Origin of the sequence: Corallococcus llansteffanensis, assembly GCF_003612055.1 — a bacterium.
GTDB classification, from domain to species: domain Bacteria; phylum Myxococcota; class Myxococcia; order Myxococcales; family Myxococcaceae; genus Corallococcus; species Corallococcus llansteffanensis.
On sequence record NZ_RAWB01000004.1, the window covers coordinates 17,134 to 43,819 of the forward strand.

At 68.6% G+C, this 26,686-nt stretch carries 20 protein-coding genes; 12 read left to right on the forward strand and 8 right to left on the reverse strand.

What is annotated here, in order from left to right; translation table 11 throughout:
• The first annotated feature begins 151 nt into the window (after nt 1-151).
• Nucleotides 152-2,146, forward strand: a complete 1,995-nt coding sequence (locus tag D7V93_RS00765) for an ATP-binding protein (RefSeq protein WP_244237039.1) — start codon at nt 152-154, stop codon at nt 2,144-2,146.
• Between the two features lie 30 nt (nt 2,147-2,176).
• Here D7V93_RS00765 and D7V93_RS00770 read toward each other — a convergent pair whose 3' ends face one another.
• Nucleotides 2,177-4,636 carry a CocE/NonD family hydrolase gene (locus tag D7V93_RS00770; RefSeq protein ID WP_208722882.1) on the reverse strand — a complete coding sequence of 820 codons (2,460 nt, stop codon included), beginning with the start codon at nt 4,634-4,636 and terminating at the stop codon, nt 2,177-2,179.
• 156 nt (nt 4,637-4,792) lie between these two features.
• Here D7V93_RS00770 and D7V93_RS00775 point away from each other — a divergent pair, with 156 nt between their 5' ends.
• Both D7V93_RS00775 and D7V93_RS00780 read left to right on the forward strand, forming a co-directional pair.
• The gene (locus tag D7V93_RS00775; protein WP_120641482.1) at nt 4,793-5,380 is read left to right on the forward strand and encodes a TetR/AcrR family transcriptional regulator; all 588 of its coding nucleotides are present in this window, start codon (nt 4,793-4,795) and stop codon (nt 5,378-5,380) included.
• Nucleotides 5,381-5,546: 166 nt separating this feature from the next.
• Nucleotides 5,547-5,831 carry a hypothetical protein gene (locus D7V93_RS00780; RefSeq protein ID WP_120641483.1) on the forward strand — a complete coding sequence of 95 codons (285 nt, stop codon included), beginning with the start codon at nt 5,547-5,549 and terminating at the stop codon, nt 5,829-5,831.
• Between the two features lie 58 nt (nt 5,832-5,889).
• Here D7V93_RS00780 and D7V93_RS00785 read toward each other — a convergent pair whose 3' ends face one another.
• On the reverse strand, nt 5,890-6,381 hold the full coding sequence (locus tag D7V93_RS00785; protein WP_120641484.1) for a serine/threonine protein kinase: 492 nt from the start codon (nt 6,379-6,381) through the stop codon (nt 5,890-5,892).
• Between the two features lie 179 nt (nt 6,382-6,560).
• Between D7V93_RS00785 and D7V93_RS44345 the strand changes: the two genes are divergently transcribed.
• Entirely contained in the window at nt 6,561-7,502 is a 942-nt protein-coding gene (locus D7V93_RS44345) for a hypothetical protein (protein ID WP_147450983.1), read from the forward strand.
• Between the two features lie 394 nt (nt 7,503-7,896).
• On the opposite strand, the gene D7V93_RS00790 is transcribed toward D7V93_RS44345, so the two are convergent.
• Together D7V93_RS00790 and D7V93_RS00795 are read right to left on the reverse strand one after the other, a co-directional pair.
• Entirely contained in the window at nt 7,897-8,373 is a 477-nt protein-coding gene (locus D7V93_RS00790) for an SMI1/KNR4 family protein (protein WP_120641485.1), read from the reverse strand.
• A 10-nt stretch (nt 8,374-8,383) separates the two neighbouring features.
• The gene (locus D7V93_RS00795; RefSeq protein WP_120641486.1) at nt 8,384-9,025 is read right to left on the reverse strand and encodes a hypothetical protein; all 642 of its coding nucleotides are present in this window, start codon (nt 9,023-9,025) and stop codon (nt 8,384-8,386) included.
• A 270-nt stretch (nt 9,026-9,295) separates the two neighbouring features.
• Between D7V93_RS00795 and D7V93_RS00800 the strand changes: the two genes are divergently transcribed.
• Together D7V93_RS00800 and D7V93_RS00805 are read left to right on the forward strand one after the other, a co-directional pair.
• Entirely contained in the window at nt 9,296-10,369 is a 1,074-nt protein-coding gene (locus tag D7V93_RS00800) for a ligand-gated ion channel (RefSeq protein ID WP_158623602.1), read from the forward strand.
• Between the two features lie 10 nt (nt 10,370-10,379).
• Nucleotides 10,380-11,516 carry a phosphatidylserine decarboxylase gene (locus tag D7V93_RS00805; protein WP_208722883.1) on the forward strand — a complete coding sequence of 379 codons (1,137 nt, stop codon included), beginning with the start codon at nt 10,380-10,382 and terminating at the stop codon, nt 11,514-11,516.
• On the opposite strand, the gene D7V93_RS00810 is transcribed toward D7V93_RS00805, so the two are convergent.
• The gene (locus tag D7V93_RS00810; RefSeq protein WP_120641488.1) at nt 11,501-12,730 is read right to left on the reverse strand and encodes an FAD-dependent monooxygenase; all 1,230 of its coding nucleotides are present in this window, start codon (nt 12,728-12,730) and stop codon (nt 11,501-11,503) included. The genes D7V93_RS00805 and D7V93_RS00810 overlap by 16 nt on opposite strands.
• A gap of 132 nt (nt 12,731-12,862) precedes the next feature.
• Here D7V93_RS00810 and D7V93_RS00815 point away from each other — a divergent pair, with 132 nt between their 5' ends.
• Nucleotides 12,863-13,792, forward strand: coding sequence for a TetR/AcrR family transcriptional regulator C-terminal domain-containing protein (locus D7V93_RS00815; protein WP_120641489.1), 930 nt, complete (start codon nt 12,863-12,865; stop codon nt 13,790-13,792).
• A 39-nt stretch (nt 13,793-13,831) separates the two neighbouring features.
• Here the strand turns inward: D7V93_RS00815 and D7V93_RS00820 are convergent, their stop codons facing one another.
• A complete protein-coding gene (locus tag D7V93_RS00820; protein ID WP_147450984.1) occupies nt 13,832-17,287 on the reverse strand; it encodes an HYR domain-containing protein in 3,456 nt (1,151 codons plus the stop codon).
• Nucleotides 17,288-17,481: 194 nt separating this feature from the next.
• Nucleotides 17,482-18,144: a hypothetical protein gene (locus D7V93_RS00825; protein ID WP_147450985.1), complete on the reverse strand. Its 663-nt coding sequence runs from the start codon at nt 18,142-18,144 to the stop codon at nt 17,482-17,484.
• A 246-nt stretch (nt 18,145-18,390) separates the two neighbouring features.
• On the opposite strand from D7V93_RS00825, the gene D7V93_RS00830 reads away from it, so the two are divergent.
• The 4 genes from D7V93_RS00830 to D7V93_RS00845 all read left to right on the forward strand — a co-directional run bounded on the left by D7V93_RS00830 (nt 18,391) and on the right by D7V93_RS00845 (nt 24,498).
• Nucleotides 18,391-19,548, forward strand: a complete 1,158-nt coding sequence (locus D7V93_RS00830; RefSeq protein WP_244237040.1) for a hypothetical protein — start codon at nt 18,391-18,393, stop codon at nt 19,546-19,548.
• 224 nt (nt 19,549-19,772) lie between these two features.
• A complete protein-coding gene (locus D7V93_RS00835) occupies nt 19,773-22,886 on the forward strand; it encodes a Kelch repeat-containing protein (protein WP_158623603.1) in 3,114 nt (1,037 codons plus the stop codon).
• Between the two features lie 244 nt (nt 22,887-23,130).
• Nucleotides 23,131-24,225, forward strand: a complete 1,095-nt coding sequence (locus tag D7V93_RS00840) for a hypothetical protein (RefSeq protein ID WP_120641493.1) — start codon at nt 23,131-23,133, stop codon at nt 24,223-24,225.
• A 12-nt stretch (nt 24,226-24,237) separates the two neighbouring features.
• On the forward strand, nt 24,238-24,498 hold the full coding sequence (locus D7V93_RS00845) for a hypothetical protein (protein WP_120641494.1): 261 nt from the start codon (nt 24,238-24,240) through the stop codon (nt 24,496-24,498).
• An 83-nt stretch (nt 24,499-24,581) separates the two neighbouring features.
• Here D7V93_RS00845 and D7V93_RS00850 read toward each other — a convergent pair whose 3' ends face one another.
• Complete coding sequence (locus D7V93_RS00850) at nt 24,582-25,253, reverse strand: TetR/AcrR family transcriptional regulator (protein WP_120641495.1); 672 nt, start codon at nt 25,251-25,253, stop codon at nt 24,582-24,584.
• 109 nt (nt 25,254-25,362) lie between these two features.
• Between D7V93_RS00850 and D7V93_RS00855 the strand changes: the two genes are divergently transcribed.
• Nucleotides 25,363-26,538, forward strand: coding sequence for an FAD-dependent oxidoreductase (locus D7V93_RS00855; RefSeq protein ID WP_120641496.1), 1,176 nt, complete (start codon nt 25,363-25,365; stop codon nt 26,536-26,538).
• Nucleotides 26,539-26,686 lie beyond the last annotated feature (148 nt).

Consider the following 26,686-nt stretch of genomic DNA (forward strand, 5'->3'; position numbering starts at 1 on the left):
CACCAGCGCGAGAAGAGCTCCACGCGGCCAGGATGCGCGGAGTGGACCCGAGGGGTGCGCTGCCCGCCTGGCGCGAGCGTCAGGCCGACCCGCTGCGCATGTTTCCTTCATCGGGCAGACCGACCCGCGACGCCGGAGGGAGGTGGCCGGAATGAAGGGTGACAGGGGTGCAGGGCCGGCGCCATGGGAGGGCCTTGCTCACTCGCGGGCCACGCCCACCTCCCGCCCTTCGCCGGTCGAGCTGCTGCTCCAGGTGGGGGCGAGCCTCCATGCCGCGCTGGTCGTGGACAGCCAGGAGCGGATTGTCTGGATGGACCCGGTGCTGGCCGGCGCCGCCGGGTGGCGGAGCGGCCCTCCCGTCGGCCACTCCGCGAAGGAGGTGCTCGGCGGCCTGCCCTGGCTCCGGCACGCGCTCGACGAGGCCCTCACCGGTAGGGATGGGGTGTGTGAGGACGGCGGGCAGGAGCAGCGGCTGAGCGCGGTGGTGGTGCCCGTCTTCGGCGAGGACGGGACGCAGCTCGGCGCCTGTGCCCGCCTCCGGAAGTCCGGGCAGCCCAGACCGGAGGCCGCGAGGGAGCCGCAGGCGTTCTGCCCGGGCGCCGCCGAGGAGCGCAGGGCGCGGGAGCACCTGGAGCACCAGACCTCGCTGCTGCGCGCCACGTTCGACTCGATCACCGACGGCGTCATCGTCGTGGACCTGGCCCGGCGAATCACCGCCTTCAACAAGCGTTTCCAGGAGATGTGGGGCCTCACGGACGCGATGATGGAGGAGCGGGACGCGGAGAAGGCACTCGCGAGCGTGGGGCCACGGCTGACGGCCCCCGAGCGGTTCATCGCCTTCATCCGCCAGGGCTTCGAGCCCTCCTTCGAGTACCGCAGCTACATCGTCGAGCTCACCGACGGCCGGGTGTTCGAGTGCAGGTCCATTCCGCAACTGCTGGGCGATGCCATCATCGGCCGCATCTGGAGCTACCGGGAGGTGACGGCCGAGCGCCAGGCACTGGCGGAACAGGGGCGGCTGTTCGCCGCCGAGCACGAAGCGCGTGAGCGGCTGGAGGAGTCCTTCGCCGTGCTCGACACCTTCCTCAATCACGCGCCCGTCGCCCTGGGCTTCATGGGGCGGGACCTGCGCTGCCTGCGCATCAACGACGCACTGGCCGCGCTCCACGGCCGGCGCCGCGAGGAGGAGCTTGGCAGGACGGTGTGGGAGATGACGCCCGATCTGGCGCCCATCATCGAGCCCCTGATGCGGCACGTCCTGGAAGAGGGAACCCCCGTCATCGGCTTCAACATGACGGGAGAGGTACCCTCCACCCCGGGCGAGCAGCGGCACTGGAACGTCAGCTACTACCCCGTGCGGACGGCAAGCGGCACCATCCTGGGCGTGGGTGCGGTGGTGGCCGAAATCACGGAGGAGTACCGCGCCCAGGCCGAGCGCGACCGCCTGCTGCGCGAGGCCGAGGAGGCCATCCGCATCCGGGATGACTTCATGTCCATCGCCGCCCACGAACTGAAGACGCCGCTGACCCCCCTCAAGCTGCATCTCCAGATGCTGAAGGGCCAGGCGGACGCCGGGCACGTCGTGGCCCCGCGCCACGTGGACAAGGCGCTCGCCCAGCTCGCGCGGCTGTCGTTGCTCGTCAATGATCTGCTCGACACCTCGCGAATCCAGGCCGGGAAGCTGGAGCTCACGACGGAGCCCATCCCGCTGCGGGAGTTCATCCGCGAGATCCTCTCGGACGTCCGCGGCACGAGCTCCCTCCACTCACTCCGGTTCGAGGCGCCCGACGAGCCGCTCGTCATCATGGGAGACCGCGCCCGGCTCGCGCAGGTGCTGATGAACCTGGTGGAGAACGCCTTCAAGTACAGCCCCACCGGCGGCACGGTCCGCGTCACGGCGCGGCGCATGGGTCCGGAGGCGTGCGTCTCCGTGAAGGACGAGGGCATCGGCATTCCGAAGGAGGAGCAGGCGCATCTCTTCGAGCGCTTCTTCCGCGCGAGGAACGCGCCCATCTCCGGCTTCGGAGGCCTGGGCCTGGGGCTCTACATCTGCCGCGACATCATCGAGCGCCACGGCGGCCGCATCTGGGTGGAGAGCGAAGTGGAGCACGGCTCGACGTTCCACTTCGCCCTGCCGTGCCTGTGACGACCGGTGATTCGGTCCGCTGCCCGTGCTTCAACGCCGCGCTCTGGCAGCGGCGACGATCCAGTTCCTGAACTCAACGGCGAGGTGCTGGCGGTGTTGCTCGAGGATGTGCTCTGGGCAGGCGGCAGGGAAGTAGCAGGTCAGGTTCGCGTTGAAGCCTTCATCGGTGTCGCCGAACTGGGTCAGCACCCGTCCAACCACCGTGCCGTCCGCCAGGTGCATGGCGCCGAGCCTGCGGAACGGATAGTCGGACTCGGGCAACAGTTCGTTGCGTACCTCCGTGGCCCAGCTCGGGGCCGTGTCGAAGCCTGGCAGCACGACACGGCAGACATGGGGGCCGAGATTCTCGACGATCGTCACCGTGGAATCCGGGTTGGGGGCGATCACGTAGTGTTCCGGTTCGCCCGCCAGGAGGACGTTCTCGTCACTGAAGCTGTTCTCGAGCCAATGCACGAACTGCGCTGCCTTGAGGCCTCGAACAGCCAGCACGGTGGTTCCGGAGGTGAACTTCCCGGCGGAGGCCTTGGCCCTTTCGCGGAGGAACGCGTTGCCTTCTTCGATGTCCTTGGCCAGGAGGTCCATCAGGCCCTGACGCCCGATGAGGGCCTTGAGCCGGGCGAGCGCCCGGCGAGCGAAGACGAGTTCGAAGTCATCGACCCCGCCCGCTGCGGTGGGCCCTGACACGAGTTCGACCGCAAAAGCCGTCGTCTCTCGTTGGGTCGCTTGTCCTTCGACTGCCATTGCTTGACGCCTCGCCTGGACGGGCAGCTGCAGGTAGGAGGCGTGCTTGCCGCCGGTGTGGACGACGTGCTGTCCGCTGTTGGCAGGGGTGTACTCGCGGATCGCGGGCATCATCGTTCCCAGAAGGCTCCTGCCGCTGATGACGAAGCGGAGCTGTTCGCCGGGGTGGAACGCGAGGCCGATCGGGAGCAGATCGATCTCGACCTCGACGACCTCCCCGGGTGAGAGCTTCTCGATCCTGTCGAAGCTGTGGGCGGGCACGGCATCGGTCGACAGCGTCTCGTCCAGGTGGCGCAGGGAGACGCGCAGGCGTCCGTCCGATCCCTTGTACCGCAGGATCGAGGCGCCGCGTTCGGTGACGTCCTGCACCAGCGCGCTCTGGTTGGGCACGGTGAACTGCTGCAGGGGCGTGCCGTACGCATCGAGCTTCTGGACGAGGACGAAGAGGTCCATGTCGTCCGAGCCGCGTGCTTCGACCCAGAGGTGCGCCTTCGGGTAGCCGACCAGGAGGGTCTCCTGGTCGAAGCGCGTGATGAACGACACCGCATCCGGGTTGGAGCTCACGTCGTAGACCGCCGTCGCTTCCTCGGTCGGTGCTGTCGTGGTCAAGGCGCGCGAGCGGCCGTCGAGGTAGTACTTCGTCGGCGTGACGTCCTTCGGGGGGAACTCGTCCGCACCGACCCGGACCTGGTCGCCGCCTTCGAGATCGAGCACGGAGTACCGGACGCGCGGCGTCTGCTCCCACCCGTTGTCCTCGCCCTTCAGGTAGCGGTCGAAGAAGCGGCGCAGCTCCTCCCTGTTCGCCTCGTCGTAGTAGTCGGGCCACTCCTGGGAGTTGTGGATGCGGAGCCACTTCTCCTTCGAGGCCATCCGGCGCCAGGCGCGGAACGTGCCTGCCGTGTGCAGGGTGTTCGAGTAGCTGGCCACGACGTAGGCCGGAACGGTGATCCGGTCGAAGCGCGGGATCTTGTCCTCCCACAGGTCGGCCATGAGGGGATACCGCTCGGCCTCCGCGAGGATGTCCTCCTTGCGCCCCTTGCCCCAGTAGCTGTGGTCCTGCAGCTGCCTCGCGAACCCGGTGTCGGGCATGCCGCCGCGCAGGACGAGGTCCCGGTAGACGTCGCTGACGCCCTCCCACGGGTTGATCGCCGCGAGGTGCGGGGGCTGTTCAGCGGCGGTGAACCACTGCGACACCGCGAGATAGGACGTCCCGCTCATCGCGACCTTGCCGGTGCACCACTCCTGGACGGCCAGCCACTCGATCAGGTCGTAACAGTCGCGTCCCTCCTGGCGATCCCAGATGACGCTGTCCCCGTCGCAGTCGCCCACCCCCCGGATGTCCGGATTGCAGATCGCGTAGCCCTGCGCGCACCAGTACGCCGGGTCCGGCCCCTCGAACTTCTCCAGACCCGACACGATCCCGTTGTCGAGCCCGACCATCTTGAAGATGCCCATCACGCTCGGGGAGGTCCCCTGGCCCTTCCCGTACGGGCTCCATGCCACGATGACCGGCACCTTCTGCGTTCCGGCAGGGCGAAGCACATCGACGTAGATCGTCACACCGTCCCTCAAGGTGACGGCAACGTCCTTCTCGAGGATGACTTCGACCGGCACCGACCGGAACGGGGGCGCGATCTGGAAGCCGGCCGGCAGGGTTCGGGTGCCTGGATCGAACCCACTCAAGACGCCGTACCTGGCGCCCGGCTTCAGCGGCTGGGACGGTACGAACACCTTCGGGTCATCGCTCATGACGATCTCCTCTTGTCGCTTCATCCAGGGGCCGGCTCCGTGTCGGTCCTCGTCCTTCGGGCTCCGAACAGGGATGTCCGCGCACCCGGCATCGCCAGCATACAGAACGTTCATTCTGTTTGGCAAGGGGGCCGTGTGTGTGACTAGTCTTCGGTCATGCCCAAGCTGAGCGAGGGTTCGAGGCAGCGGCGGCGCGAGAGCATCGCGGCGGCTGCCATGCGGTGCTTTGCTCGTCAGGGCTTCGCCAGCACCTCGATGGCGGACATCATCAGCGAGGCGGGCTCCTCCGCCGGCTCGGTCTACTCGCACTTCCCGAGCAAGGCCGCGCTCTTGCGCTTCGCGGCCTCGGCCGCTCTGAGCGAGGTGGTCGCAGCCCTGAGCGACGAGCTGCCCTCGGAGCGCACTCCTGCCAGCGTCCTCGCGCACTTGCTGCGGTCGAGGAGTGACAGGGTGCACGCGCAGACCCTCCTCCAGATATGGGCGGAGGGTCCTCGGGACGGTGAGCTTGAAGAGATCGCCCGGGACAGTGTGAACGAGTTGCGCGCACTCGTGCGGACAGCGTTGCTGCCCTGGTGTCAGGAGCCCGCGCGCGCAAGAACGAGGCCTCCGGACACTGCCGCGGACGAGATTTCCGACGCCGTCATCACGGCCGTTCAGGGCTACGTGGTCAGGGTCAGCATCGACCGTGACCTCGACAGTGAGCTCGTCGCGAGCCGCCTGATCGCCGTCTTCGAGAAGTTCTGAGCCCACGTCCGAGGAGCGCGGGACTGCCCCGACGTCCGGGTCGTCTGGTGGACCGAGCGGGAAGACGCGATGCGCTTTTTGACGTTCGATTCCTGATGGACGCTCTCGTGTTTGGAATTCATGCCATCCATGGCATCCTTCATTAACCATGAAGACGGGAGGGCATATGCGAGGATTTGTCGTCGCGGTGATGAGCGCTGGGATGCTGATGGGGTGCGGTGGTGTCGAAGTCGAGCAGGAGGGGCCCGAAGTCGAGGAGCCGCAGGACACGACGCAGCTCATGGCCTGCAGTCAGGACTACCTCATCGAGTACTACAAGAACTCCACCCGTACCCAGTTGGTCGGCACGCAGCAGTGCACGTGCAATGCGATGCCCACCTCGACAGGCACGACCGTGGGCTACAGGGTCGTCGTCTACCGGTACGAATGTTTCGGTGTTGCCGCGCAGTGACCCAAGGACTTGACGCACTGCCCAAAGCGGGGCGGGGCTCAGAAAGCCCGTAGAGGTCTCACCGGAAGGCATCTACGACGTAAGCGGCCGCGACAGAGCCTTCGAGGATGGCGGTGCCCGGCTTCGACTCGGGCTCCTTCCTCATCTGGTCCTCGCTGAGCCGGGCCACCGCGCAAATCGGCAGCTTTTCGCTGTCCGGAGGGTGGGCCTCGTACCAACGGATGACGACCTGCGGACCGCTCGTCCAGACCTGCCCATACAGGCGGGTCGTCGCTTCGAGCGTGCCGAAGTCGCTCTTCAGGATGCTCTCGACGGGCCCGTCGTAGAGCGTGATGCGACGCGACTTGATCTGGTTCGCGTCGAGCTCCACCAGCGCGGTATCTCCGACATGAAGCCGGAGGGCTCGCATGATCTGTTTCGCTTCCGCCGAACAGTCCTGCGGTCCCGGGGTGCCATCCGCGCGCAGTGCCACTCCGCCTGTCGCAGTGCAGCCGGAGGCCATGACGAGGATCGCGATCGCGCTGAACCCGAGGGTCTTGGTGATGGGCATGAGCGGGACTTCTACTGCCGTAGCAGTGTGTGATCCATCCTCACCAAGTCGGGTCACGGACACCTTTAGGTCAGGGCCTCACCGGAAGGCACCAAGCCCGCAGCCCCGGCCGGCCCCAGTACGCGCATGCGCTAATGTGGGCTACACTTGTAGGAAATTACTGACATCCCAGGATTCTGATGCAAGAGAAAGCCCTAACCGAGCCTACCTACATCCTCGATACATCGGCTATTCGGAGCCTAAGCAGCAAGTTGCTGGAGGCCGGAAAGACCAAAGGCGTTGATATTGCCGTTTCGCCAATCTCATTCAGTGAGCTGTTTCGTCACCTTGGAGGCGATGATGATAAGAAGATTGGTTTTGACAGTCTCGGACAAATCCTCAAACTAAAACACACGAGAGTCCTGTCCGACTCGTATTCAAGAACCGTCAAAACGTTTGACCCGGCGGCTGATGCGACGGATGCGGTGGCGCAATTCGTAGAATCAACGCTTGATATGCTTGGCTACGCAACGCTTCCGCCCGAGCATGCTGAACTTCAGGCGCGCGTGCGAAGCGGCCTTCTGTTGGCTGCAGGCAGGGCACGAGAACTCCACCGAGAGCAAAAGACTTCCTTCAGGCAGATGGTTCACCATATCGCCGACTATCTCTCGCACCTGTACCCGTCGGAAGGGCTAAGAGAACTTCCTGATGAACTTTTCGTGGCCGCATCTTCGGGCCCAATTCTCAGAGAATCATGGGAAATGGCTGGCCGAAACGAGCTGTCAGGCGACGCCGAGATTCGAACGTGGATTGGAAATACATACTTCTCAACATCGTACGTCATTTCCCGAACGCGAGATTACATGCTCAAGGCTGGCAAGCCAGGAGCTTCGCTCGCCATAGACTTAAACGACTCGGAGGATGCTGGCATTTGCGCCCACCTGTCGCTGACAGAAAAAAGCATCCTCGTCACTGGCGACCGTGGCACGGTGCGTGCTCTGCAGGAGGCATCGGAGCGGCTTGTCCGCCTTCTTGATACACACTCGCTGAGCCCAGGCCCAGTTTGGCTCGCAACGCGCGTCCGAACCACCGAGGAATTCATTGAGGACCTTAAGCGTCCCCAGAGCGTGTCCACAAAATAGGTTGAGGTTGCCCTTGGGGGTATGCACCGCGTGCGTACCCTTCGGCCGTCGGATGCAGCAGGTCCGCGCCGGGCGCCCCTTCTGTCCTGGCATAGACAGACGCACGGCAGGTGCCCGGTGAGGTGGGCGGAGCCGCGTGACGACGCGGAGCCTGCGGTGGTGAAGGCGCTGCAGCTCGCCGGCTGGCCGGCGGAGCGTGTCTCCGCGCCGGGCTTCCTGGACCTGCTTTGCTGTCGGCGCGGGCAGGCGGTACTGCTGAAAGTGAAGTCAAAGGGTGGGCGGATGAAGCCCGCCCAGGTGGAGCCCCACGCCCGCCTGCGCGCGGCTGGTGTCATCGTCGCCGCGTCGGCGGAGGCGCTGGCGCTTAGCGCGAGGCTGGGACGCCACCGAAGGCTCAACCGTCCGGTGTGCTCCCGCTCAGCCAGTAGGCGCGGTTGCCACTGCGCAGGGCCTTCTCCAGGAACTCACCGAAGGACGAGGCGATGCACGGTGCCTCCTCTGGGTACGTCTCGTGGAAGGCGTCGAGCAACGGGTAGCGGTCGTTCTCGCGCCTGGCCGCGTCCAGGATGACGAAGTTTGTGTCCTGCATGTCCACCAGCGTGAAGTGCGAAGCGGGGCCCGCGCTGTCCTGGTCTCTCCCACGGATGGCGACCCGGGCCCGCTCGATCTCGTCCAGCGACAGGATGCAGTACTTCACGTTCGGCTGCGGCTTGAAGAGGGTTCCGCCGTCGGCGTGCAGGTAGAAGGCGCGCAGGTCTGCGTCCAGCTTCCATCCCACACGCGCCTCGAAGGCGGCGAGCTGTGCGGGTGTCGCGGGTGCATTGGGAAAGTGGAGCCGGGAGAACTCCGCCAGCAGGCTGTCCATGGGCATGGCGGCGTCCTCAGTCCACGTAGGGGTGCTCAGGACCGGGCGTCAGCCACTTCCCGCCGGGCGCGTAACAGGCGGGGTATTCGTCGTTGAAGACCTTGTGCACGTCGCCAGGGACAGGCAGGACGTTGTCGGGCGCCACCGGCGGTCCCCCATGGGCCAGGTCGAAGATGTGGTGCCCCGGCCAGCTCTTCCCCTTGCTGGCTGGCCAGGTGCCGAACTCGGAGCCCCACGCATTCCGGAAGCGCTCGCGCGTGTTGTCCCACTTGTCGCGGCGCAACTGCAGATCCGTCACCTTCGGGTAGTCGCAGCAGCAGTGGGTGATGGCCAGTCGCCCGCCAGCCGCCGCGGGCATGAGCATGAATCGCCCCTGCCAGTCTCCCTTGAAGTCGGCCAGCCAGATGCAGCCCCTGAGGGCATGCCCCTGTGCCGCACATTTCGTCTCACAGCGGGACATGAAGGCGACGCTGCACTGCCAGGGCCCGTAGTAGATGGTGGTGCGTACCTGGCCGCCATCCGGGCTGGGGATGGTCGGGCCCACCCACTTCGCGGACGCAGGGCGGCCGACGGTGCCGGTGGTGGCCGAGCCGCAGCCTACGAAGGCGAGGACGAGGGTGGCGCTCGCGGCGCGCTGCAGGGGGCGGACGGCTATCACGCCAAAACGTGATAGCGCGGCCCGTGCGGCAAGTGAAGTCACCCGGAGCCTTCACCGGGGCGCGTTGGTAGGTCATGGCGGACAGCCTGACGCCGCGTCGCACGGGCACGCAGTCCGCGTTCCACGGGAACGCACGCCTGGGCTCCTGTCCGCACACGCCGGAGCCAGGGGCCTGGGGCGGCGGTCTGTCCTGAGGGCGGCATATCGGATGCACCAGCCAGGAGCATGCACGCGCGCCGCAGGCGGTCAGTGGATGCAGCTGGCTCGGTCATGACTCACCGGGCCTGGGGCATGTTGCTCTGTCTCGGCTTGCTCCTGTCCCCCCACGTGAGCGCGGCGGAGGCGCCGCCAGGGGCTGGGCCGCGCAAGGTCTACGTGAGCTTCGCCCTGTCGGGCTTGAGCAGCGTTGACGACGTCAACGAGACCTTCGACGCGGACTTCTACATGCGGCTGCGTTGGTACGACCCCACGCTCGTCGACACGCCGCTCGGGAACCTGGACGCGCCTCCCGCGTGGCGCCCGAACCTGGAGATCATCAACGCCAAGAGCGTCTCCAAGCAATTGGAGGAGGACACCTATCAACTGGTGGCGCCCGGCGTCGTGCAGACGGTGAACCGCTACCGGGTCACGCTCGCCAGCAACCTGGACTTGCGCCTGTTCCCCTTCGACGAACAGGACCTGCCCATCCTCATCGAGGACTTCCAGCACTCCAAGGAGGAGCTGGTGCTGGTCCATGAGCTCGTGCAGGGGCCACTCCAGCGGGCGGAGTCGCTCGCGGAGTGCAACGCCCCCCTTCATGGAGACGACGTCCTGGAGCTGGCCGCCAACGGTCCGTCGGAGTGGGAGCTCCACGGGGTCCGCGTCGGAACCGGGATGCATCGCTATACCTTCTTCGACGACGTCGGCTATTCGCGCTTCAACATCACCGTCCACGTCGAGCGGCGTCCCCAGTACTACGTCTTCAAGCTCATCCTGGTCCTGATGCTGCTCGTGCTGGCCCCCTGCGTGGTCTTCTTCCTGGACCCGGAGAGCCTGGGCGAGCGCAGCGGCATCTGCATCACCGCGCTGTTGGCGATCATCGCCCACAACTACATCGCCAGCACCATCCTGCCGCGCATCGCCTACCTGTGCGTGATGGACTACTTCATGTTCGGCGGCCAGGCGGTGCTGTTCCTCCTCGTCGTGGAGAGCCTCTGCGTGCACCAGTTGGTGAAGCGCTCCCAGGGCACGGCGTACGAAGCCCGCGCCCTGCGGCTCACCCGGGGGCTGGACCGTGTCTGTCTGTATTCCATTCCTCCCGCGCTGATCCTGGCGGGAGTGGCGATCTACACGCTGTATGCCTGAAGGAGAGCCCATGAACCCCCACGACAAGCCCTTGCAGCCCGTTGTCCAGGAGTTGAAGCAGCTCATCGCCCGGAACGGCTGGGAGGACCGGTTCGCCCAGGCCATCCAGGACGCCCGGCGCTACAATGTGCCCGCCCTCCGCCACATCGAGAACCTGGATGACTACCTCCAGTGGATGAGCGGCCTGCTGGAGTGGGTGCCCTCCGAGACGCATAACGGCCGGCACATCTACAATCACATCTGCGAGTTCTACTTCTTCCTGGACCAGAAGCCGGTGCGCGAGCTCCAGAACCGCATCCTCCCGGGCCAGCAGGCGCCGGAGTTGACGGAGCTCTCCCGGTGGATGGTGGCCTACGCCAACGCCTGGGGGCGCTTCCTGGACACGCCCGAGTCGCTCACGCCGGAGTCGCTGCGCTCGTTCTACGACGCCCCGGCCTACAACATGACCGAGTACATGCCGGCCCCCAGCGGCTGGAAGACCTTCAACCAGTTCTTCGCCCGCAACTACAAGCCGGGGATGCGGCCCATCGCGTCCATCGGGGATGACCGGGTGATTGTCTCGCCAGCGGACTCCACCTTCGTGGGGTGGTGGCAGATCAACGAGGCGTCCACCATCACGGTGAAGAGCCTCACCTGGTCCGTCATGGAGCTGCTGGAGGGCAGCCCCTACCGCGAGCGGTTCAAGGGCGGCGTCTTCATGCACAGCTTCCTCAACACGACGGACTACCACCGCCTGCACGTGCCGCTGCCCGGCAGGGTGCTGGAGTCGCGCGTGATTCACGGCCAGGTGTACCTGGACGTCGTGGCGGCGCCGGACGCGGACGGGACGCACCGGCTCCACGCGTTGCGCCAGATGGATGCCGAGGACGGCACGGGCTACCAGTTCGCGCAGGCGCGCGGCCTGCTGGTGCTGGACACGCCCGCGGGTCTGGTGGCGGTGCTGCCCATTGGAATGGCGCAGGTGTCCTCCGTGGTGATGACCGCGGAGGTGGGCAAGAAGCTGCACAAGGGCGAGGAGTTCGCCTACTTCCAGTTCGGAGGCTCGGACATCGTCGTGCTGTTCGAGGCCGCGAGCAGCGTCGGGCTGATGGCCCGACCCAACGTGCACTACAACCAGGGCAGTTGGATCGGTCAGGCCTTCCCCTGAGCCCCGGTCTGGAAGTGACCCGGGGAGCTGAAGGCATCCGCATATTCCGGAAGCATGAACCCGGTGGCCGCGTGGGTGACGAGCTTCTCGAACACGCGCTCCAGCGGCTTCGTGGTGAGGAGTCCATAGATGTGATTGCGCAGGAACAGACCGGCCCGTGTGCGGGGCGCGAAGAACCCGCCCACGTGGCTCGCACCGCCCTGGCACTTCGTCGCATAGGGCCGCAGCCGGGCCTCGAAGCGCGCGAACGCCTGGGCGTGCGCACCCGGATTCGCGAGCAGCTCCCCCGCGAGCACGTAGGCACCCACCATCGCCAGGGGTGTGCCCTGTCCTCCCAGGGTGCCGCCCCACGCCGCGTCTCCCAGCAGGACCACGCGCCCGTGTGAGTAGCGCGGGAGGCGGACGGAGCTGATGGCATCGAAGTAGAGGTCCTCCGCCCCGCGCAGCGCCTCCAGAAGCTGCGCGGTCCTCCAGCCCGCGCCCGCGAAGGCCTTGGACACCGCTTCGCGCGCCGCGTCCGGGGAATGCTCGTGGGGCCGGAGGGGCGCGCCGGTGAACACGAACAGCGCGCGGGCTTCGTCCTCGGCACGGGCGCTGGTGACGCACACCCCACGGCCGGGCTCGCTGTAGATGACGCCTCGCTGCCGCAGGCCGAGCACGTTCGGCAGCGTGCAGCCCACGACGCGGAAACCGTGGTGCCTCAGGTGGCGTTCATTCACACCGAAGACGCGTGAGCGCACATTCGAGCGCAGGCCATCCGCGCCCACCACCAGGTCAAAGCGCTCCGCAGCGTGCTGCTCGAATTCGACCTCCACTGCCTGGGGCGTTTCGTGGAGCGCGGTGGGGCTGTCCCCGAAGCGGTACTCCACCTGCTCGCGGGTGCGCTCGAAGAGCAGTTGGCAGAGGTCCCCGCGTTGGAGCTCCACGTCCCCGCTCATCATCAGCGCGGGCAGCTCTGCCACCGTCCGGCCCGTGGTATCGACGAGGGCCTGGGCCCCCAGCCGCGTGCGCCGTTCATGGATGGCCTCCCACAGCCCCATGCGCTCCAGCACGGCGCGGTGCACGGGACCCCGGAAGTCGACGGCCTGCCCGCCGGTGCGCAGAGCGCGGGCGCGTTCGACGACGGTGACCCGCCAGCCTTGCCGGGAGAGCCACCCTGCGAGTGACGGGCCTGCGATTCCTGCTCCAACGACAAGGACGTGGGGATGGGTCATGGTGCGTACGGTGTACGCAGACGCCTTCCTCCACAACGGGACCCCGGAGGATGTCGCCGGGTGTACTAGCTCAGGCGGGATGCGTGGGGCAGGGGCTGCGCCCACGGACCCGCTGTACTAGTACAAGAGACCATGGCCATGGCTCCGTACCAGCGCATCGTCGACGACGTGAAGCGGCAGCTGCGCACCGGGGCGTTGCAGCCCGGTGACCGGCTGCCCTCCACGCGGGAGCTTGCCCGGCGGTGGAAGGTCGCGCTCGCGACGGCGGCGCATGCCCTGCGGACGCTGGCCCAGGAGGGCGTGGTGAAGACCGTGCCGCGCATCGGGACGGTCGTCGCCGGAGGGCCGTCCCGGTCCGGTGCGGCGCGGGGCTCGGCGGACGTGACGCGTGAGCGCATCGTGCGCGCGGCGATCGCCATCGCGGATGACGAGGGATTGCCGGCGCTGTCCATTCGCGGGGTCGCGTCGAAGCTCGGCCAGCCGGTGATGTCGCTCTACCGCTACGTGGCGAGCAAGGATGTGCTGCTCTTCATGATGGCGGAACTCGCCTTCGCGGAGGAGCCGCTGCCGGCGAAGCCTCCGGCCGGGTGGCGCGCGCAGCTGGAGCTGGCCGCCCGGCTGGAGTGGCGCGTCTTCAAGCGCCATCCCTGGCTCGCGCGCGTGGTGAACCTCACGCGGCCCCAGCCGCAGGAGAACGCGCTCGCGTTCGCGGACTGGGTCATGCGGGCGTTGGAGGAGACGCGGCTGCCGGCGCAGGAGGCGATGCGCGTCCACGTGTTGCTCCATGCGTTCGTGCAGGGCATCGCGGTCAACCTCGAGTCCGAGGCCGACGCCGTTGCTCAGTCCGGCATGAACGACGAGGAGTTCATGCGGCGCAACGAGGCGAACTTCTTCCGTGTCGCGACGTCGGGGCGCTTCCCTCACTTCGAGAAGGTGCTGACCGGCCTGCGCACGGGGTTCGACCTCGACTTCGATGAGCTGTTCGAGCTGGGCCTGGGCGTGTGGCTCGACGGGTTGGAGGCGCGGCTCGCGAGGAGGCCCGGCCTCGCGAAGCCACGCTGAACCGGAGGCTCACGGCTCGTGGCGCTCCGGCTCCGGAGGTCATTGGACGGAGGCCGGTGTGGACCCGACGAAGACCTGCGTCAGCCATTGCGTGGTGTTCCCCGCCGCGTCCGTCGCGCTGATCAGCAATGCGACCTGGCCCCAGTTCACCAGGTCCACCGTATGGGTGACCGTGCCCGTGCCGCTCTCGATCCGGCTGGACTCCACCCACTGCGTCAGCACCGTCGTCGGCGAGGCATCCTGGACGGAGGACCGCACGGCGACCACGGGGCTCGCGAGGACTTCGTCCGGCAGGGGGGAGAGGAGGGTGAGCACGGGCGGCGTGAGGTCCACCGTCACCGTCGTCTGCCGCTGGAGGATGGCGCCGCGCGTGTCGATGGCGGTCAGCTCCACGGAATGAGTGCCCTCGGCCAGGTCCAGCCAGGTGATGACGAAGCCTCCGCTGAGGTCCGGCGTCACGGGGATGGGCGCGCCTCCGTCCACCCGGAAGAATGCGGTGGCGATGGGCGCGTTGCCCGGCACGGGCGTGGTCCAGCCGCAGGCCATGAGGTTCGTCTCACGCGTGTAGCGCGGCAGGTTGCACATCGTGACGTTCGGGGGACTGCCCAGCTCCGGGTCCGTGACGTGGAGAGTGGACACGCACGAGGCCTGGTTTCCGCCCAGGTCCGTGGCGGTGTACGTCACGGCCGTGGTGCCGACCGGGTAGACGCCGGCCGCGGGGCCGGAGACCTGGGGCGGAGCGCAGGTGTCGCTCGCGGTGGCCATGCCAGGGACCACCGTGGCGCCCTCCGGGCCCGTGCGTCCGACGATGACGGGGGCAGGGCAGACGAGCGTGGGCGGCTGCGTGTCCCGCACCGTCACCGGGACCGTACACTGGGAGCGCAGGCCCGCGCCGTCCGTGGCCGTGCAGGTCGCGATGGTGGTGCCCGGCGGGAAGAGGCCACCGGAAGCCGGCGTGCAGTCCGGGGTCACCGCGCTGCAGTTGTCCGTGGCCGTCGCCGTGAAGCTCGCGGTCGCGCCGCCGCCGCCACACTCCAGTTCCGGCACGGCGCCGCACACGACCGCGGGCGGGGTCTCATCCCGGACCGTCACCGTGGCCTCGCACGAGGCGCTCAGGCCCGCGCTGTCCGTGCACGTCAGCGTCGCCCGGTGCGAGCCCAACGGGTACGGGCAGGCCGGCGTCTGCACGCAGCTCACGGTGTCGCCCGGGTCCGGATCATACGAGCCGTCATCCACCGAGCCACAGCCACTGCACGCACCGCCCGCCGGGACCGTCACGCTCCGGCAGCGGGCCACGGGCGGCCGGTTGACGCAGGAGCCGGCCCCGCATGACGGGCCATCCACCGGGTCGTCCCAGACGCGCTGCTCGAGGGCGGTGGCCGGCTCGGCCATGCCTTCGCTGAAGGCGAAGACCTGGATGGCGTTGTCACAGGCCTGCAAAGGCGCGTGGAAGGAGAAGCGCGGGTCGGTGCCGCAGTTCGTGCAGAGCGTGACCTCCGGACCGCCGTTGAGCCGGTACCAGATGCGGTCCACCTGCGCGGGCAGGCTCCTCACCTGTCCGGAGACCGTCCCAGAAGCAGAGGTGGCACAACCCGGCGCCCCGTCCAGACTCACGGCCAGCGGCGGCACCAGCTTGAGCCGTTGCCCGCAGCCCAGCGTCACGCCCAGGGGCGCGAAGGTGGCGGTGTTCACCGTGCCTGAATCACTCACCATGGAGGCCCCGGGGCGGAGGGTGAACCCGCCCTGGGGCAGCGCCAGGGAGATCTGTCCCTGGGTTTCCGCGTACTGGGCGGGGTTCGGGACGTTCACGGCGGCGGGGGTTCCCTGAAAGAGGCCGCTCGCCACATAGGCCGCGGGCTGGCCGCGCCAATCCTTGCCCGTGAACTGTCCGGACACCTCCACCGTGGGGTTGAAGAAGCGCCCCTGCGCGGAGGTGTATTGCAATTGCACCTCGTTGAAGCAGTACTCGTGGTCGATGCGGAAGCGCTCCCCGGGGCCCAGGTCGGCGGTGTAGCCACTCGTGGGCTGGGTGCGGAGCGAGAGCGAGCCGTACCGGTAGCGCTCTGGCTCATACAGCCCCGGCCGCGTGGTGAAGGGAGTGCTGCCCGCGGGCTCGGACCAGAAGCGCAGGTACATCGCGCCCTGGAACCAGCGGTACGTCAAATCATGGGGGCCCGGCAGCACGTGCTCATACGTGGAAGCCAGCTCGCCACGCGCCGCATCGAACGTTCCGGGAAAGGAGGTCCGACTGGAGCCTCCGGGCGCCTCCGCCACGAAGGACGTCCCCCGGTTTCCGATACTCACGACATCCGGGGTGCCATCCCCGTTGGTATCGATGTCCGCCTCGAAGAAGAGGGACTGGAGGGTGCTCCGGGCGCCGGGATGCGCTGGAGTGAAAGGATCCGCCAATCGGACGGCACCATAGAAATAGGCCGGGTGCATGTCGAAAGCGTGACGCGTCACCCCGTCCACCTGCCGTGTCATGGGGGTGGTCTGCCCCGCCACGACGGAGAAGGGCTCCAGGTTGGGCGTGTAGGCCTCCGTGAAGGCCCGGCCCGAGCGCAGATACACAATGGCATTCATCGAATAGGCGTCCACGGGCAGGCCGGACAGCGTCCACCAGGTTGACGGGGCGCTCACGGGACGCCAGGGGCCGTGCAGCACCAGGTTCCGGGAGTTGGGTCCCGGAATCAGGAGCCGTACCGAGGACTGGGCGGGGTGGATGGGTTCACCGTGGAGTTCGAAGGGGCCTGTCAATGAGCCCACGGCCTGAGGCTCCGGGGGCGCCACGGGGATGCACATCCGGACGACCTCGTCGCATGCAGCGCCGACCTGCACGGGGATCGTCCTCGTGACCGTGCCCGTGGAACTGGAGAGGGCATAGGTGAGCGTGGTGGCCTGGGGCGTGCCCGCGTTGACATAGGCCGTGTAGGGCCCCGTGCCGTGGAAGGGGAAGTTCCGGATGTTGAGCGCGGCGAGGGGCACGCGCGTCAGGCAGGTTTCATCCGTTCCGAACCGGAACTGGACCAGGCCCATGCAGCTCTGGACGGTGACGTCCGTGGGCTCGGGCTGCACCGCGACGGGGCGGACCGTCACGCCGGACAGGCTCGGGTGGGCATAGCCTCCCCGCGTGGCGGAGACGCTGTAGACAACGCCCGCGTCTCCCCCGGCGCCTGCCTCCACCAACATCTCGAAGCGGTATTCCAGCGGGCTGATGCGTTCCGAAGGGCTGGCGGTGGCCCGGAACCCTTCGGGCGCCGTGCTCGTCGCGGTGACGATGCCCGCGTCCTGGACCCAGGGGTCCGCCGCCAGCACCGCCAACACCTCTGGATTCTGGTTGGTGAGCCGCACCGTGCCCTTCAGCACGTTCGACCGCAGCTCCACGCTCCCTCCGTCGAGCGCGGCCTCCACCTGGGTGAGGGACTCGCCGCCCTCCACTTCCGGAGCCCTGCCGGCGTCACATGCGACAAGCCCCGTCAGACACACGAGGACCACGGCAAGCCTTCCGCTGCTCACTGTCAAAGCGCCACCCGGTTTTCACTGAAAGTGATTCCTGAAAAACCGGGCAGCCTATACAGAGCGAGCGGATTGAATGTCAAACACGCGCGTTCCTGAAGACATTCAGGTCCATGACAACCCAGGGTCGTTCCACTCCCAGTCCGTCACCGGGACCGCTGCCGTTCCCCGGCTCAGCGCGCCTTCTTCTTCTCGGGCGGGAGGACCCGAAACTTTGAATGGGAATACTCGAGGATGCCCAGTTCAGTGCCATAGACGGAGTCTGGCTCATCCACGAAGGCCGTGAGGCGGACGACCCGGCCCTGGCGGGGCAGGTGGTAGGCCACGATGGAGCCGCCCCAGTCCCGGAGGGTCTTCTGGCTCAGCCCGGGTTTGCCTTTGGGGGCGATGAGCCCCGCGTTGGCGTAGAGCTGGATGGCCGTCCCGAGGGGGACCTCGAGGGCGTCCTTCTCGAGCTTGAGGCCTGACTTGTCACACCGGTAGGCGGCGGTATTGACCACCGAGTCCCCGGTGGCCACGAGCGCCAGGTGATAGCCCTCCGGGTTCTTGAAGAGGGCGGCCTCGTAGGTCGTGCCTGCTTCGCCCACCGTGGACATGTAGCCGTTGGGCACGTCGCGAATCTTCCAGGTCAGCCCCATGAACTCCTCGGCGAGGGGCGGCCCGGATTCATCGTCTGGATCCACTTCCTTCTCGGGCTTCGCGGTCGCCTTGAGGTGGGCCTCCAGGTGCTTGAGCGCGGTCTCGATGTTGGTGGTGGCACAGCCAGCACTGGCCGCCGGCTTCGCGGGAGGTGCCGAAGCGAGGGCCAGGACAACGACAGCCTTCAGAAGCAACACGGCGGATTCCTTTCAGCCGGGCGGCGGGAAGGAATCCGCCCGGAGTCGACGGACTCTACCGTCTTCCCCCTGACGTTGTCGGCGCCAGAGGCAGCGCGTATCCACCGTCGACGCGCTGGCGCGCTCACGCGTAGGGGCTGCCGTGGGCCGCCGGTCACCCGGCCGGAATGACCGTTCCGCCTCAGGCCGTGACCGCTGGCCATCCGGTCGGCCTGGGAACACGGGGACGTGGTGACGTCTCCGCGCATGTCCGAAGCCTCCTCTTCCTTCCGCGGCCCGCGGGCGCTGCTCCCGCTCCTGGTGCTGTCCTTCTGCCTCCCGGTTGCTGCCCGCGCGGAAGGCACGCCGACCGACGGAGGCACCACCGCGCCCCTTCCCTCGCCGGAGCCCACGACAGCCGCCCTTCCCAGGGACTCGTTGGCTGCGCTGGAGCAGCGAATCCTCGGCAAGGGCTGCGAGCCGAAGCTGCTCGGTGACGCGGGCCGCAGCTTCATCGAGGCGCAGCTCCTCTGCGATGCGCACCTGTCGTTCATCCTCATCCAGGCCGCGCTGGACGGGCACCCGGTTCCGGACACGCAGCGCCGACTGAAGGCCCTTCTCGCGGATGCGCTCGGACGGGCCCGACACCCCTTCAATGCACAGAAGGGGACGCACGTCGCGGGGCACACGCTCCCGCCCAGCGTCCTCTACCGGGGCTACGTGCTGCTGATGCTCGCGGGCATGGAGCGCGCCGGGCTCGCGGACGCGGAGTCCACCGCCCTCTTCGACGCACTGGCCGCACAGCTCGTGGAGGCGCTCTCGCGACAGCTCCTGCTGCCCAGCTTCGGGCGCACCATCTGGCCCTGCGACAGCGCTCCGGCCGCGGCGGGGCTGCTGCTGCACGGGCGGCTCCGGGGCAACGCGGACTCGCGGGCCGCGGGTGAGCGACTCGTCGCGCGCCTCATCGAACTGGCGGACCTGCCCACCGGCTTCCCCGCGAAGGTGGACGCGAAGGGGCGCCTCGTGGAGCCCACGCAACGCGGCACCACGCTGGCGTGGACGGGTGCCTTCCTGGCCATGGCCTCGCACCCGGCGGCACGGCGCTTCACGGCCACGCTGGTGGACGGCTACTGCGACCATCCCGCCGGCAACGCCGTGCCCCTCGCCGCCTGCCGCGAGTGGCCGCGCGGGGTGAAGGGCCCGGAGGACTCCGCCAGCGGCCCGCTCGTCTTCGGCGGCTACTCCCTGGGCGCGAGCGCGCTGGCCATCGCCGCCACCCGGCTGTCCGGCGAGCACGTGCAGTGGCACCTCCACCTGCTCAATGCCGCGAAGGAGATGGGCATCCGCACCACCCTGGAACACCCCTGGAAACGCCCCCTGGAAGCCTCGCTCCATGGGTGGGGCACCACCGTGCGCCCGTGGTAGCGCACGGCGGAGATACGGGCCCACCGCCCCGTCACTCCAAGAGTCATCCCGGATGACCTAGGGTGAGGCCGTGCTCCCCACTCCGGAGCCGAAGCCTTCCCACGCTCGAAAGCGTCAGCCCCATGCCCCACGTCGAATCCTCCGAAGCTCCCTCGCGTGCCTCCTCCGAGCCGCGATGCCGGCCTCACCGTGCGAAGTCCCTCACCCCGCTCAACGTGGCGCTCATGCTGGCGCTCACCGCCTGCGGGCCCGACCTGGCACGGGAGGGACCGTGGGGGCAGGGCGCCGCGGCGGCGCTCACCTCCACGGCGACCCTGTCCTCGGTGCGAGACAACCACACGGCGACGTTGCTGCCTGACGGCCGGGTGCTCGTGGTGGGAGGACTTGTCTCCAGCATCAACGCCCTCGCCAGCGCGGAGCTGTATGACCCGGCCACCGGCACCTGGTCCGTGACCGGCTCGCTGGCTCAAGGCCGCTTCAACCATGCGGCGACGCTGCTCCCCGACGGCCGGGTGCTCGTGACGGGAGGGCGGGGGAGCGGTGAGGTCGGCGCCCTCGCCAGCGCGGAGTTGTATGACCCGGCCACGGGAACGTGGTCCTCCACGGGCGCGCTCTCGGTGGCTCGCTACTTCCACTCGGTGACGCTGCTGAACAACGGCAAGGTGCTGGTGGCGGGGGGCCTTGGCGTCGGCGTCACGGGGTCCAACATCCTCGCCAGCGCGGAGCTGTATGATCCGGCCACCGGCACCTGGGCGACCACCGGCTCGATGCCGAACGTCCGCTACGCGCACCAGGTGACGGCGCTGCTCAATGGCAAGGTGCTCCTCGTGGGCGGGCGTGCCGCGGCCGGCGCCTACTACTCCTCGTGCCTGCTCTACAATCCGGCGACCGGTACCTGGGCGACGACGGGCGCGCTTCCCGTGTACCGCGCCTATGCCGGACAGACGCTGCTGCCCGATGGCCGGGTGCTCGTGACCGGGGGAAGCAACGCGAACGTCAGCCTCGCCACGGCCGTGGCGTACAACCCGGCCACGGGCACCTGGGCCGCCACGGCCGCGATGGCGGAGGGTCTTTCCTTTCACTCCGCGACCCTGCTGGCCCAGGGCAGGGTGCTCCTCGCGGGCGGAGGCAAGACGGTCCAGGTGTATGACCCCGCGACCGGTTCCTCCACGGTGGGCCGTCTCACGCAGCCCCGCACCAGCCACACGGCGACGACGCTGCTCGATGGCCGGGTGCTCGTGGTGGGCGGCGTCGGTAGCAACGGCGCGCTCGCGACCTCCGAGGTGTTCGACCCGACCACGGGCTCGTGGGCTCCGACTCCGACCCTGGCCGAGGCCCGCCAGCTCCACACCGCGACGCCGCTGGACGACGGCCGGGTGCTCGTCGTGGGCGGGCTGGGCGCCAACGGTCCCCTCTCCAGTGCCGAGCTCGCGGACCCCACCACGGGCACCGTGTCCGTCACCGGCCCGCTGGCCCAGGCCCGCGACAGCCACACGGCCACGCGGCTGACGGATGGCAGGGTGCTCGTCACCGGCGGAAAGGACGCCAGCGGCGCGCTCGCCACCTGCGAACTGCTGGATCCGGCCACCGGCACCTGGACGACGACAGGCTCGCTCGCGCAGGCCCGAAGCCTCCACACGGCGACGCTGCTGTCCGATGGCAGGGTGCTCGTCACCGGCGGTCTGGGGGCCAGCGCCCCCCTCGCGACCAGCGAGGTGTTCGACCCTGCCACCGATTCCTGGACGACGACGGGCTCCCTGGCGGTGGCGCGCTCCCTCCACACCGCGACGCTGCTGAACAACGGCAAGGTGCTCGTCGCGGGCGGCAGGAGCGCCACCGCGGCCCTGGCCACGGCCCAACTGTATGACCCGGCCACCGGCGCGTGGACCGCGACGGGTGCACTGACGGCGCGTTCCGCTCACACGGCGACGCTGCTGGACAGTGGCAAGGTGCTGGTGGCCGGCGGAGATGGCGCCACCGCGGCCCTGGCCACGGCCCAACTGTATGACCCGGCCACCGGCGCGTGGACCGCGGCGGGCTCGATGGCGGTGGGGCGCTCCAGCCACACAGCGACGCTGCTGCCGGATGGCCAGGTGCTGATGACGGGCGGCAAGGTCGCCACCGGCTTTCTCTCCAGCACCGAACTCTTCGAGCCGGTGCTTGGCGCCTGGCACACCTCCGCTCCGCTCACGACGAGCCGCGCCTGGCACACCGCGACCGCGCTGCCCGGCGGGAAGGTGCTCGTCATGGCGGGGCTCGGCCCCAGCGGCACCCTGCGCGGCTTCGAGCTGCATGACCCGGCCGTCGAAACCTGGAAGCCGACCGGGCCGCTCGCGCAGGCCCGCCGCTACCACACGGCGACGCTGCTGCCGGACGGCCGGGTGCTCGTGGTGGGAGGGCAGGGGCCCGCCGGCGCGCTGGCGAGCGCGGAGCTGTATGACCCGGCCACCGGCATCTGGGCCCCCACGGGCGCACTCACCGGGGCCCGCTACTTCCACACCGCGACGCTGCTGAGCAACGGCCAGGTGCTGGTGGTGGGAGGCTTTGGCACTGCGGCCCTCGCCACGGCGCAGCTGTATGATCCGGCGACGGGCCTCTGGACCTCCACGGGCTCGCTGGCCCAGGCCCGGTACTCCCATACCGCGACGCTGCTGCCGGATGGCCGGGTGCTCGTGGTGGGAGGCTTTGGCACCGCGGCTCTCGCCACGGCGCAACTGTATGATCCGGCGACGGGCCTCTGGACCTCCACGGGCTCGCTGCCAGCGGTCCGCTTCAACCACACGGCGACGTTGCTGCCCGCGATGTTCCAGATGACGCCGGGGCAGGTCCTCGTGGTGGGCGGCCAGAGCACCACCGCCATCACCTCGGCCCTCGCCACGGCCGCGCAATACAACCCGACGACCGGCACCTGGAGCGCGGTGAGCGCGCTGACCCTCGCCCAGGCCCGTGCCTGGCACACCGCGACGCTGCTGAATGACGGCAAGCTGGTCGTGACGGGGGGGACGGGCACCAGCGCCTCCCTCACCACGACCGAGCTGGTCGATCCGTTCTTCAAGGCCCCCTCCGTGACCGCCAAGGGGGCACTCATTCAAGCCCGCGCGCGCTTCACGGCGACGTCGCTGCAAGATGGCCGAGTGCTCGTGGCGGGCGGGACGGGCACCACGGCCATCCTCGGCAGCGTCGAGGTGTATGCCTCCGGCACGTGGTCGAACACCAGCACGCTCATCCAGGCTCGCCGGGCGCACACCGCGACACGGCTCTCCAACGGCCGGGTGCTCGTGGTGGGCGGAGAGAACAGCACGAGCCTCCCGTACCTCGCGACTGCCGAGCTGTACTGACCCGCAGGCCGTGCAGGGGCGTCGCCTCGCGGATCGTGCGAAGCGACGCCCCGCGACAGACGTTGGCGGGGCAGCGGGTGCCGGCCCGGCGTGGCGTCCACCTTCATTGGCGCGACGCACCTGCGGGACCGCGTGTTCCGCGCCGCGCTCCCGGCCTTCAGCTGTGTCGTGTAGCGGACCTGACCGGAATGACTGGGAATCCACGCCCATGTTAGGAAAGAGGGGCGTCCTTCCCGGGAGAGCCATGACGTCCATTGGCGGCACGAAACGCCTCAACCAGAAGCTCCAGACCGTAATGAAGGACGGTCGCGTCACGAACGGGGAAGCCAAGGCCCTGGTCAAGACGGCGAGGAAGGAAGGGGTGACCGCGGACGAGCGGAACCTCTTGAAGCGCAAGCTGACGCACCAGAACGACCTGTTCGAGCCCGCGGCGCAGAAGACGCTGTCGAAGGTGGCCCACTTCAAGCCCCGCAACACCGAGTCCAACTCACCGGCGCAGGTCCGCGCCGAGGTCCACCGGGCGCGCTTCGATGGAAAGGTGACCCTGGCGGAAGCCGAGCGCCTCACGGGCCGCGTCCAGAAGAACGGCACCACGGAGGCCGAGCGCCAGATGCTGCAGCGGCAGCTCGGTCGTTACGAGTCGGCCTTCACGAAGTCCGCGAAGGAGCACGTGTCGCTCCTGCTTCGCGACAAGGAACCGCTCGCGCCCAACCAGACCTTCCAGTCCGGAGGCATGGAGGTCCGCGCGAATGGCGTCCGTCAGAGCGCCATCAACGAGGCCTCGCGAGTGACCCGGGAGCTGACCGCGGCCCGGCCCGACATCGCGGATCGGTTGCGCGCCGCGGGCCATGTGGTGGTCATCATTCCACAGGGGACGAAGCTGACGGACCTGCCGGAGTTCCAATCGCTCCGGGGGCAGACGACGTTTGATGGCCGGCCCTGGGACGACGTGCGCGGCGCCTCGGGCGTGTCCCTGCCGGATGGCAGGCTCGCGACGGCCATTCCCGAGGAGAACCTGTCCGAGCTGAGCTCGGACCTGTACCCTGGCAATCACAGCGTCGGCATCCACGAGCTGGCCCACGCCATCCACTCGCAGGGCGTGACGGACGCGGAGCGCCAGGCCATCCGGGAGGCCTTCGACGCCCAGGTGGCCCGGGGCGGCGCGTTCACGGATACCTACGCCCGCTCCAATGATCACGAGTACTTCGCCCAGCTCTCCGCCGCCTACTTCGGGCGGAACAAGGGGCAGGGGGCGAATGGCGCCCAATGGGTCCAGGCGAATGACCCTCAGGCCTACGCGCTCCTCCAGCAGATCTACGGCCCACCCCGCCAGCTCTAGCCCGACCTCGCCATGACCCCGCGCTATGACGTCACCCGCGACGGCGCCACCGTCCTCACCTTCACCTCGGAGCCCGGCATCATCCAGAGCACGGCCCGCCCTGCTCCAGGAATGAAGCCGCTGACACACCCCTTCCTCAACGCCCGCGCGCTGGATGCGCGGCACGAGCACCAGCTTGGAACCCTGCTGCGCGCCTCAACCAGTGCGGACGACTTCATCCGGCGGCTGCGTGAGGCGGGCTACGAGGTTCGCCGCGAAACCAGCGCACGCTGAGCCCACGCACAACCGCGCCAGGCGGGGTGGGTGCGGGGCGGAGGACTGCACGTGCACCCCATCGTCATTGCCTTGAGGGCTGGCTACCGCGAAGCCGTGATCCCGGTGAGGATGAGGTCGATGCCGGCGAGGAACTCGGCGCGGTCGTCGTGCTCGCGCAGTTGGGCCGCGACGTTCCGGGTGAACGGATACTCCTGGGCGTCGAGCTCCTTCCACTGGGCCGACACCGTCTCGAGAAAGTCAGCGCGGTCCACGGGCGGATCGAGCAGGCGGCCGTTCGCGGCATTCTGGACGCTCACGCCGATGATGTAGCTCACCAGCGCCGACGCCGCCGTGAACCGGGCGCCGCCTGGAACCCCCAGCGCCTGGACCTGGCGCCCGATGCGCTCGAAGATCTGCAGCATCGCGGTCCGCCAGGGAGCGACAGAGAGCTGCGCGCCCACCCACGGATGCGCATCGATCGCCTCGAACACGACGACGGCGATCCTGCGGATCTCTTCGTGCGGCTTGGCGAAGGCGAGGACTTCGCCCAACGCGCGGGCCACGACGGCGTCACTGGCGGCGACGAGCAGCTCGCTCTTGTTCGCGATGTGCCAATAGATCGCGCCGGGTCCAGTCGCCAGCCGCGTGGCAAGCGCGCGGAAGGTCAACCCGTTCTCGCCCTCGTCGTCGAGCAGCTCGATCGCCGCGTCGACGATCCGCTCGCGTGAAAGCGCCTCCTCACGTCGTTCCGACCCGCGCGTTGCCTTTGCCATGGCTCCATCTTGACAGTTCTGGAACAGCGTTCCAATATGGTCTCTGGAACGCCGTTCCAGAGTCCGCCAGCGGCGTCGCCGAGCGGCCTCCCACTCGAAAGGAAGCACGATGGCTCCGATCACGATCATTGGCGCCGGCCTCGGTGGGCTGACGCTCGCTCGCGTCCTGCACGTCCACGGCATCGCCGCCACCGTCTACGAAGCCGATGCGTCCGCGGAGGCGCGCACGCAGGGCGGAATGCTCGACATCCATGACCACAACGGACAGCTCGCGCTGAAGGCGGCCGGACTGTTCGACGAGTTCCGCCGGATCATCCATGAAGGCGGCGAGGCCACGCGGGTGCTCGACCCGCACGGCACGGTCCTTTTCGACGAGCCCGACGACGGCAATGGCGGTCGCCCCGAGGTGCATCGCGGTGAGCTGCGGCGCATCCTGCTCGACTCGCTGCCCGATGGAACCGTCCAGTGGGGCCGCAAGGTCACCCAGGTCCACCCGCTCGGCGACGGGCGTCATGCGCTGACCTTCGCGGACGGGTCGACTGTCACGACGAGCCTCCTGGTCGGCGCGGACGGCGCCTGGTCGAGGATCCGGCCGCTGCTGTCCGACGCGAAGCCCGAGTACGTCGGCATCTCGTTCATCGAGACCTACCTGTTCAACGCCGACGCGCGCCACGCGGCCAGCGCAAAGGCAGTCGGAGGCGGGGCCATGCTGGCCCTCGCGCCCGGCAAGGGCATCCAAGCCCACCGCGAAACCAACGGCGTCCTGCACACCTACGTCGCGCTCACCAGGCCGCAGGAGTGGATCGCGGGCATCGACTTCGCCAACCCGAAGGAGGCGAAGGCTCGAGTCGTGGCGGAGTTCGACGGCTGGGCGCCAGCGCTCACCGCGCTGATCACCGACGGCGAGACAGACCTCGTCCCCCGAAAGCTCCATGCGCTCCCGGCGGGACATCGGTGGGAGCGCGTGCCCGGTGTGACGCTTCTCGGCGACGCCGCGCATCTGATGCCGCCGTCCGGTGAGGGCGCCAACCTCGCGATGTACGACGGCGCCGAGCTCGGCAAGGCCATTGCCGCGCACCGAGGCGACCTCGAAGCCGCGCTCGCCGGGTACGAGGAACCCATGTTCGTCCGGAGCGCGAACGAGGCCGTCGAGGCCGCGAGCCTCCTCCGGCACTGCTTCGGCGACAACGCTCCGTACGGGCTGATCGACTTCTTCACCGGCTCAGAATCGACCGCGGCGCCGCCCACCGCGGAGCAAGGCCGTCCTGCCCCCGACAGCAGATAAAGACGCCCCCTGCGAGCAGTCCTGAGCCACGACAGGCATGGACGCGGCAGGCATCGTCGAGGCCGTGGGTCCTGCCCTCCCAGCAACCGGACTCCATGTCAGAACTGTATTATATGACATCCCCGTGAATCGGTTCCATGGGGAATGG

Coding starts and splice junctions, on each gene's coding strand:
- D7V93_RS00765 (WP_244237039.1), top strand. CDS start 152: ATGAAGGGTGACAGGGGTGCAGGGCCGGCGCCATGGGAGGGCCTTGCT.
- D7V93_RS00770 (WP_208722882.1), bottom strand. CDS start 4,636: ATGAGCGATGACCCGAAGGTGTTCGTACCGTCCCAGCCGCTGAAGCCG.
- D7V93_RS00775 (WP_120641482.1), top strand. CDS start 4,793: ATGCCCAAGCTGAGCGAGGGTTCGAGGCAGCGGCGGCGCGAGAGCATC.
- D7V93_RS00780 (WP_120641483.1), top strand. CDS start 5,547: ATGCGAGGATTTGTCGTCGCGGTGATGAGCGCTGGGATGCTGATGGGG.
- D7V93_RS00785 (WP_120641484.1), bottom strand. CDS start 6,381: ATGCCCATCACCAAGACCCTCGGGTTCAGCGCGATCGCGATCCTCGTC.
- D7V93_RS44345 (WP_147450983.1), top strand. CDS start 6,561: ATGCAAGAGAAAGCCCTAACCGAGCCTACCTACATCCTCGATACATCG.
- D7V93_RS00790 (WP_120641485.1), bottom strand. CDS start 8,373: ATGCCCATGGACAGCCTGCTGGCGGAGTTCTCCCGGCTCCACTTTCCC.
- D7V93_RS00800 (WP_158623602.1), top strand. CDS start 9,296: ATGACTCACCGGGCCTGGGGCATGTTGCTCTGTCTCGGCTTGCTCCTG.
- D7V93_RS00805 (WP_208722883.1), top strand. CDS start 10,380: ATGAACCCCCACGACAAGCCCTTGCAGCCCGTTGTCCAGGAGTTGAAG.
- D7V93_RS00810 (WP_120641488.1), bottom strand. CDS start 12,730: ATGACCCATCCCCACGTCCTTGTCGTTGGAGCAGGAATCGCAGGCCCG.
- D7V93_RS00815 (WP_120641489.1), top strand. CDS start 12,863: ATGGCCATGGCTCCGTACCAGCGCATCGTCGACGACGTGAAGCGGCAG.
- D7V93_RS00830 (WP_244237040.1), top strand. CDS start 18,391: ATGTCCGAAGCCTCCTCTTCCTTCCGCGGCCCGCGGGCGCTGCTCCCG.
- D7V93_RS00835 (WP_158623603.1), top strand. CDS start 19,773: ATGCTGGCGCTCACCGCCTGCGGGCCCGACCTGGCACGGGAGGGACCG.
- D7V93_RS00840 (WP_120641493.1), top strand. CDS start 23,131: ATGACGTCCATTGGCGGCACGAAACGCCTCAACCAGAAGCTCCAGACC.
- D7V93_RS00845 (WP_120641494.1), top strand. CDS start 24,238: ATGACCCCGCGCTATGACGTCACCCGCGACGGCGCCACCGTCCTCACC.
- D7V93_RS00850 (WP_120641495.1), bottom strand. CDS start 25,253: ATGGCAAAGGCAACGCGCGGGTCGGAACGACGTGAGGAGGCGCTTTCA.
- D7V93_RS00855 (WP_120641496.1), top strand. CDS start 25,363: ATGGCTCCGATCACGATCATTGGCGCCGGCCTCGGTGGGCTGACGCTC.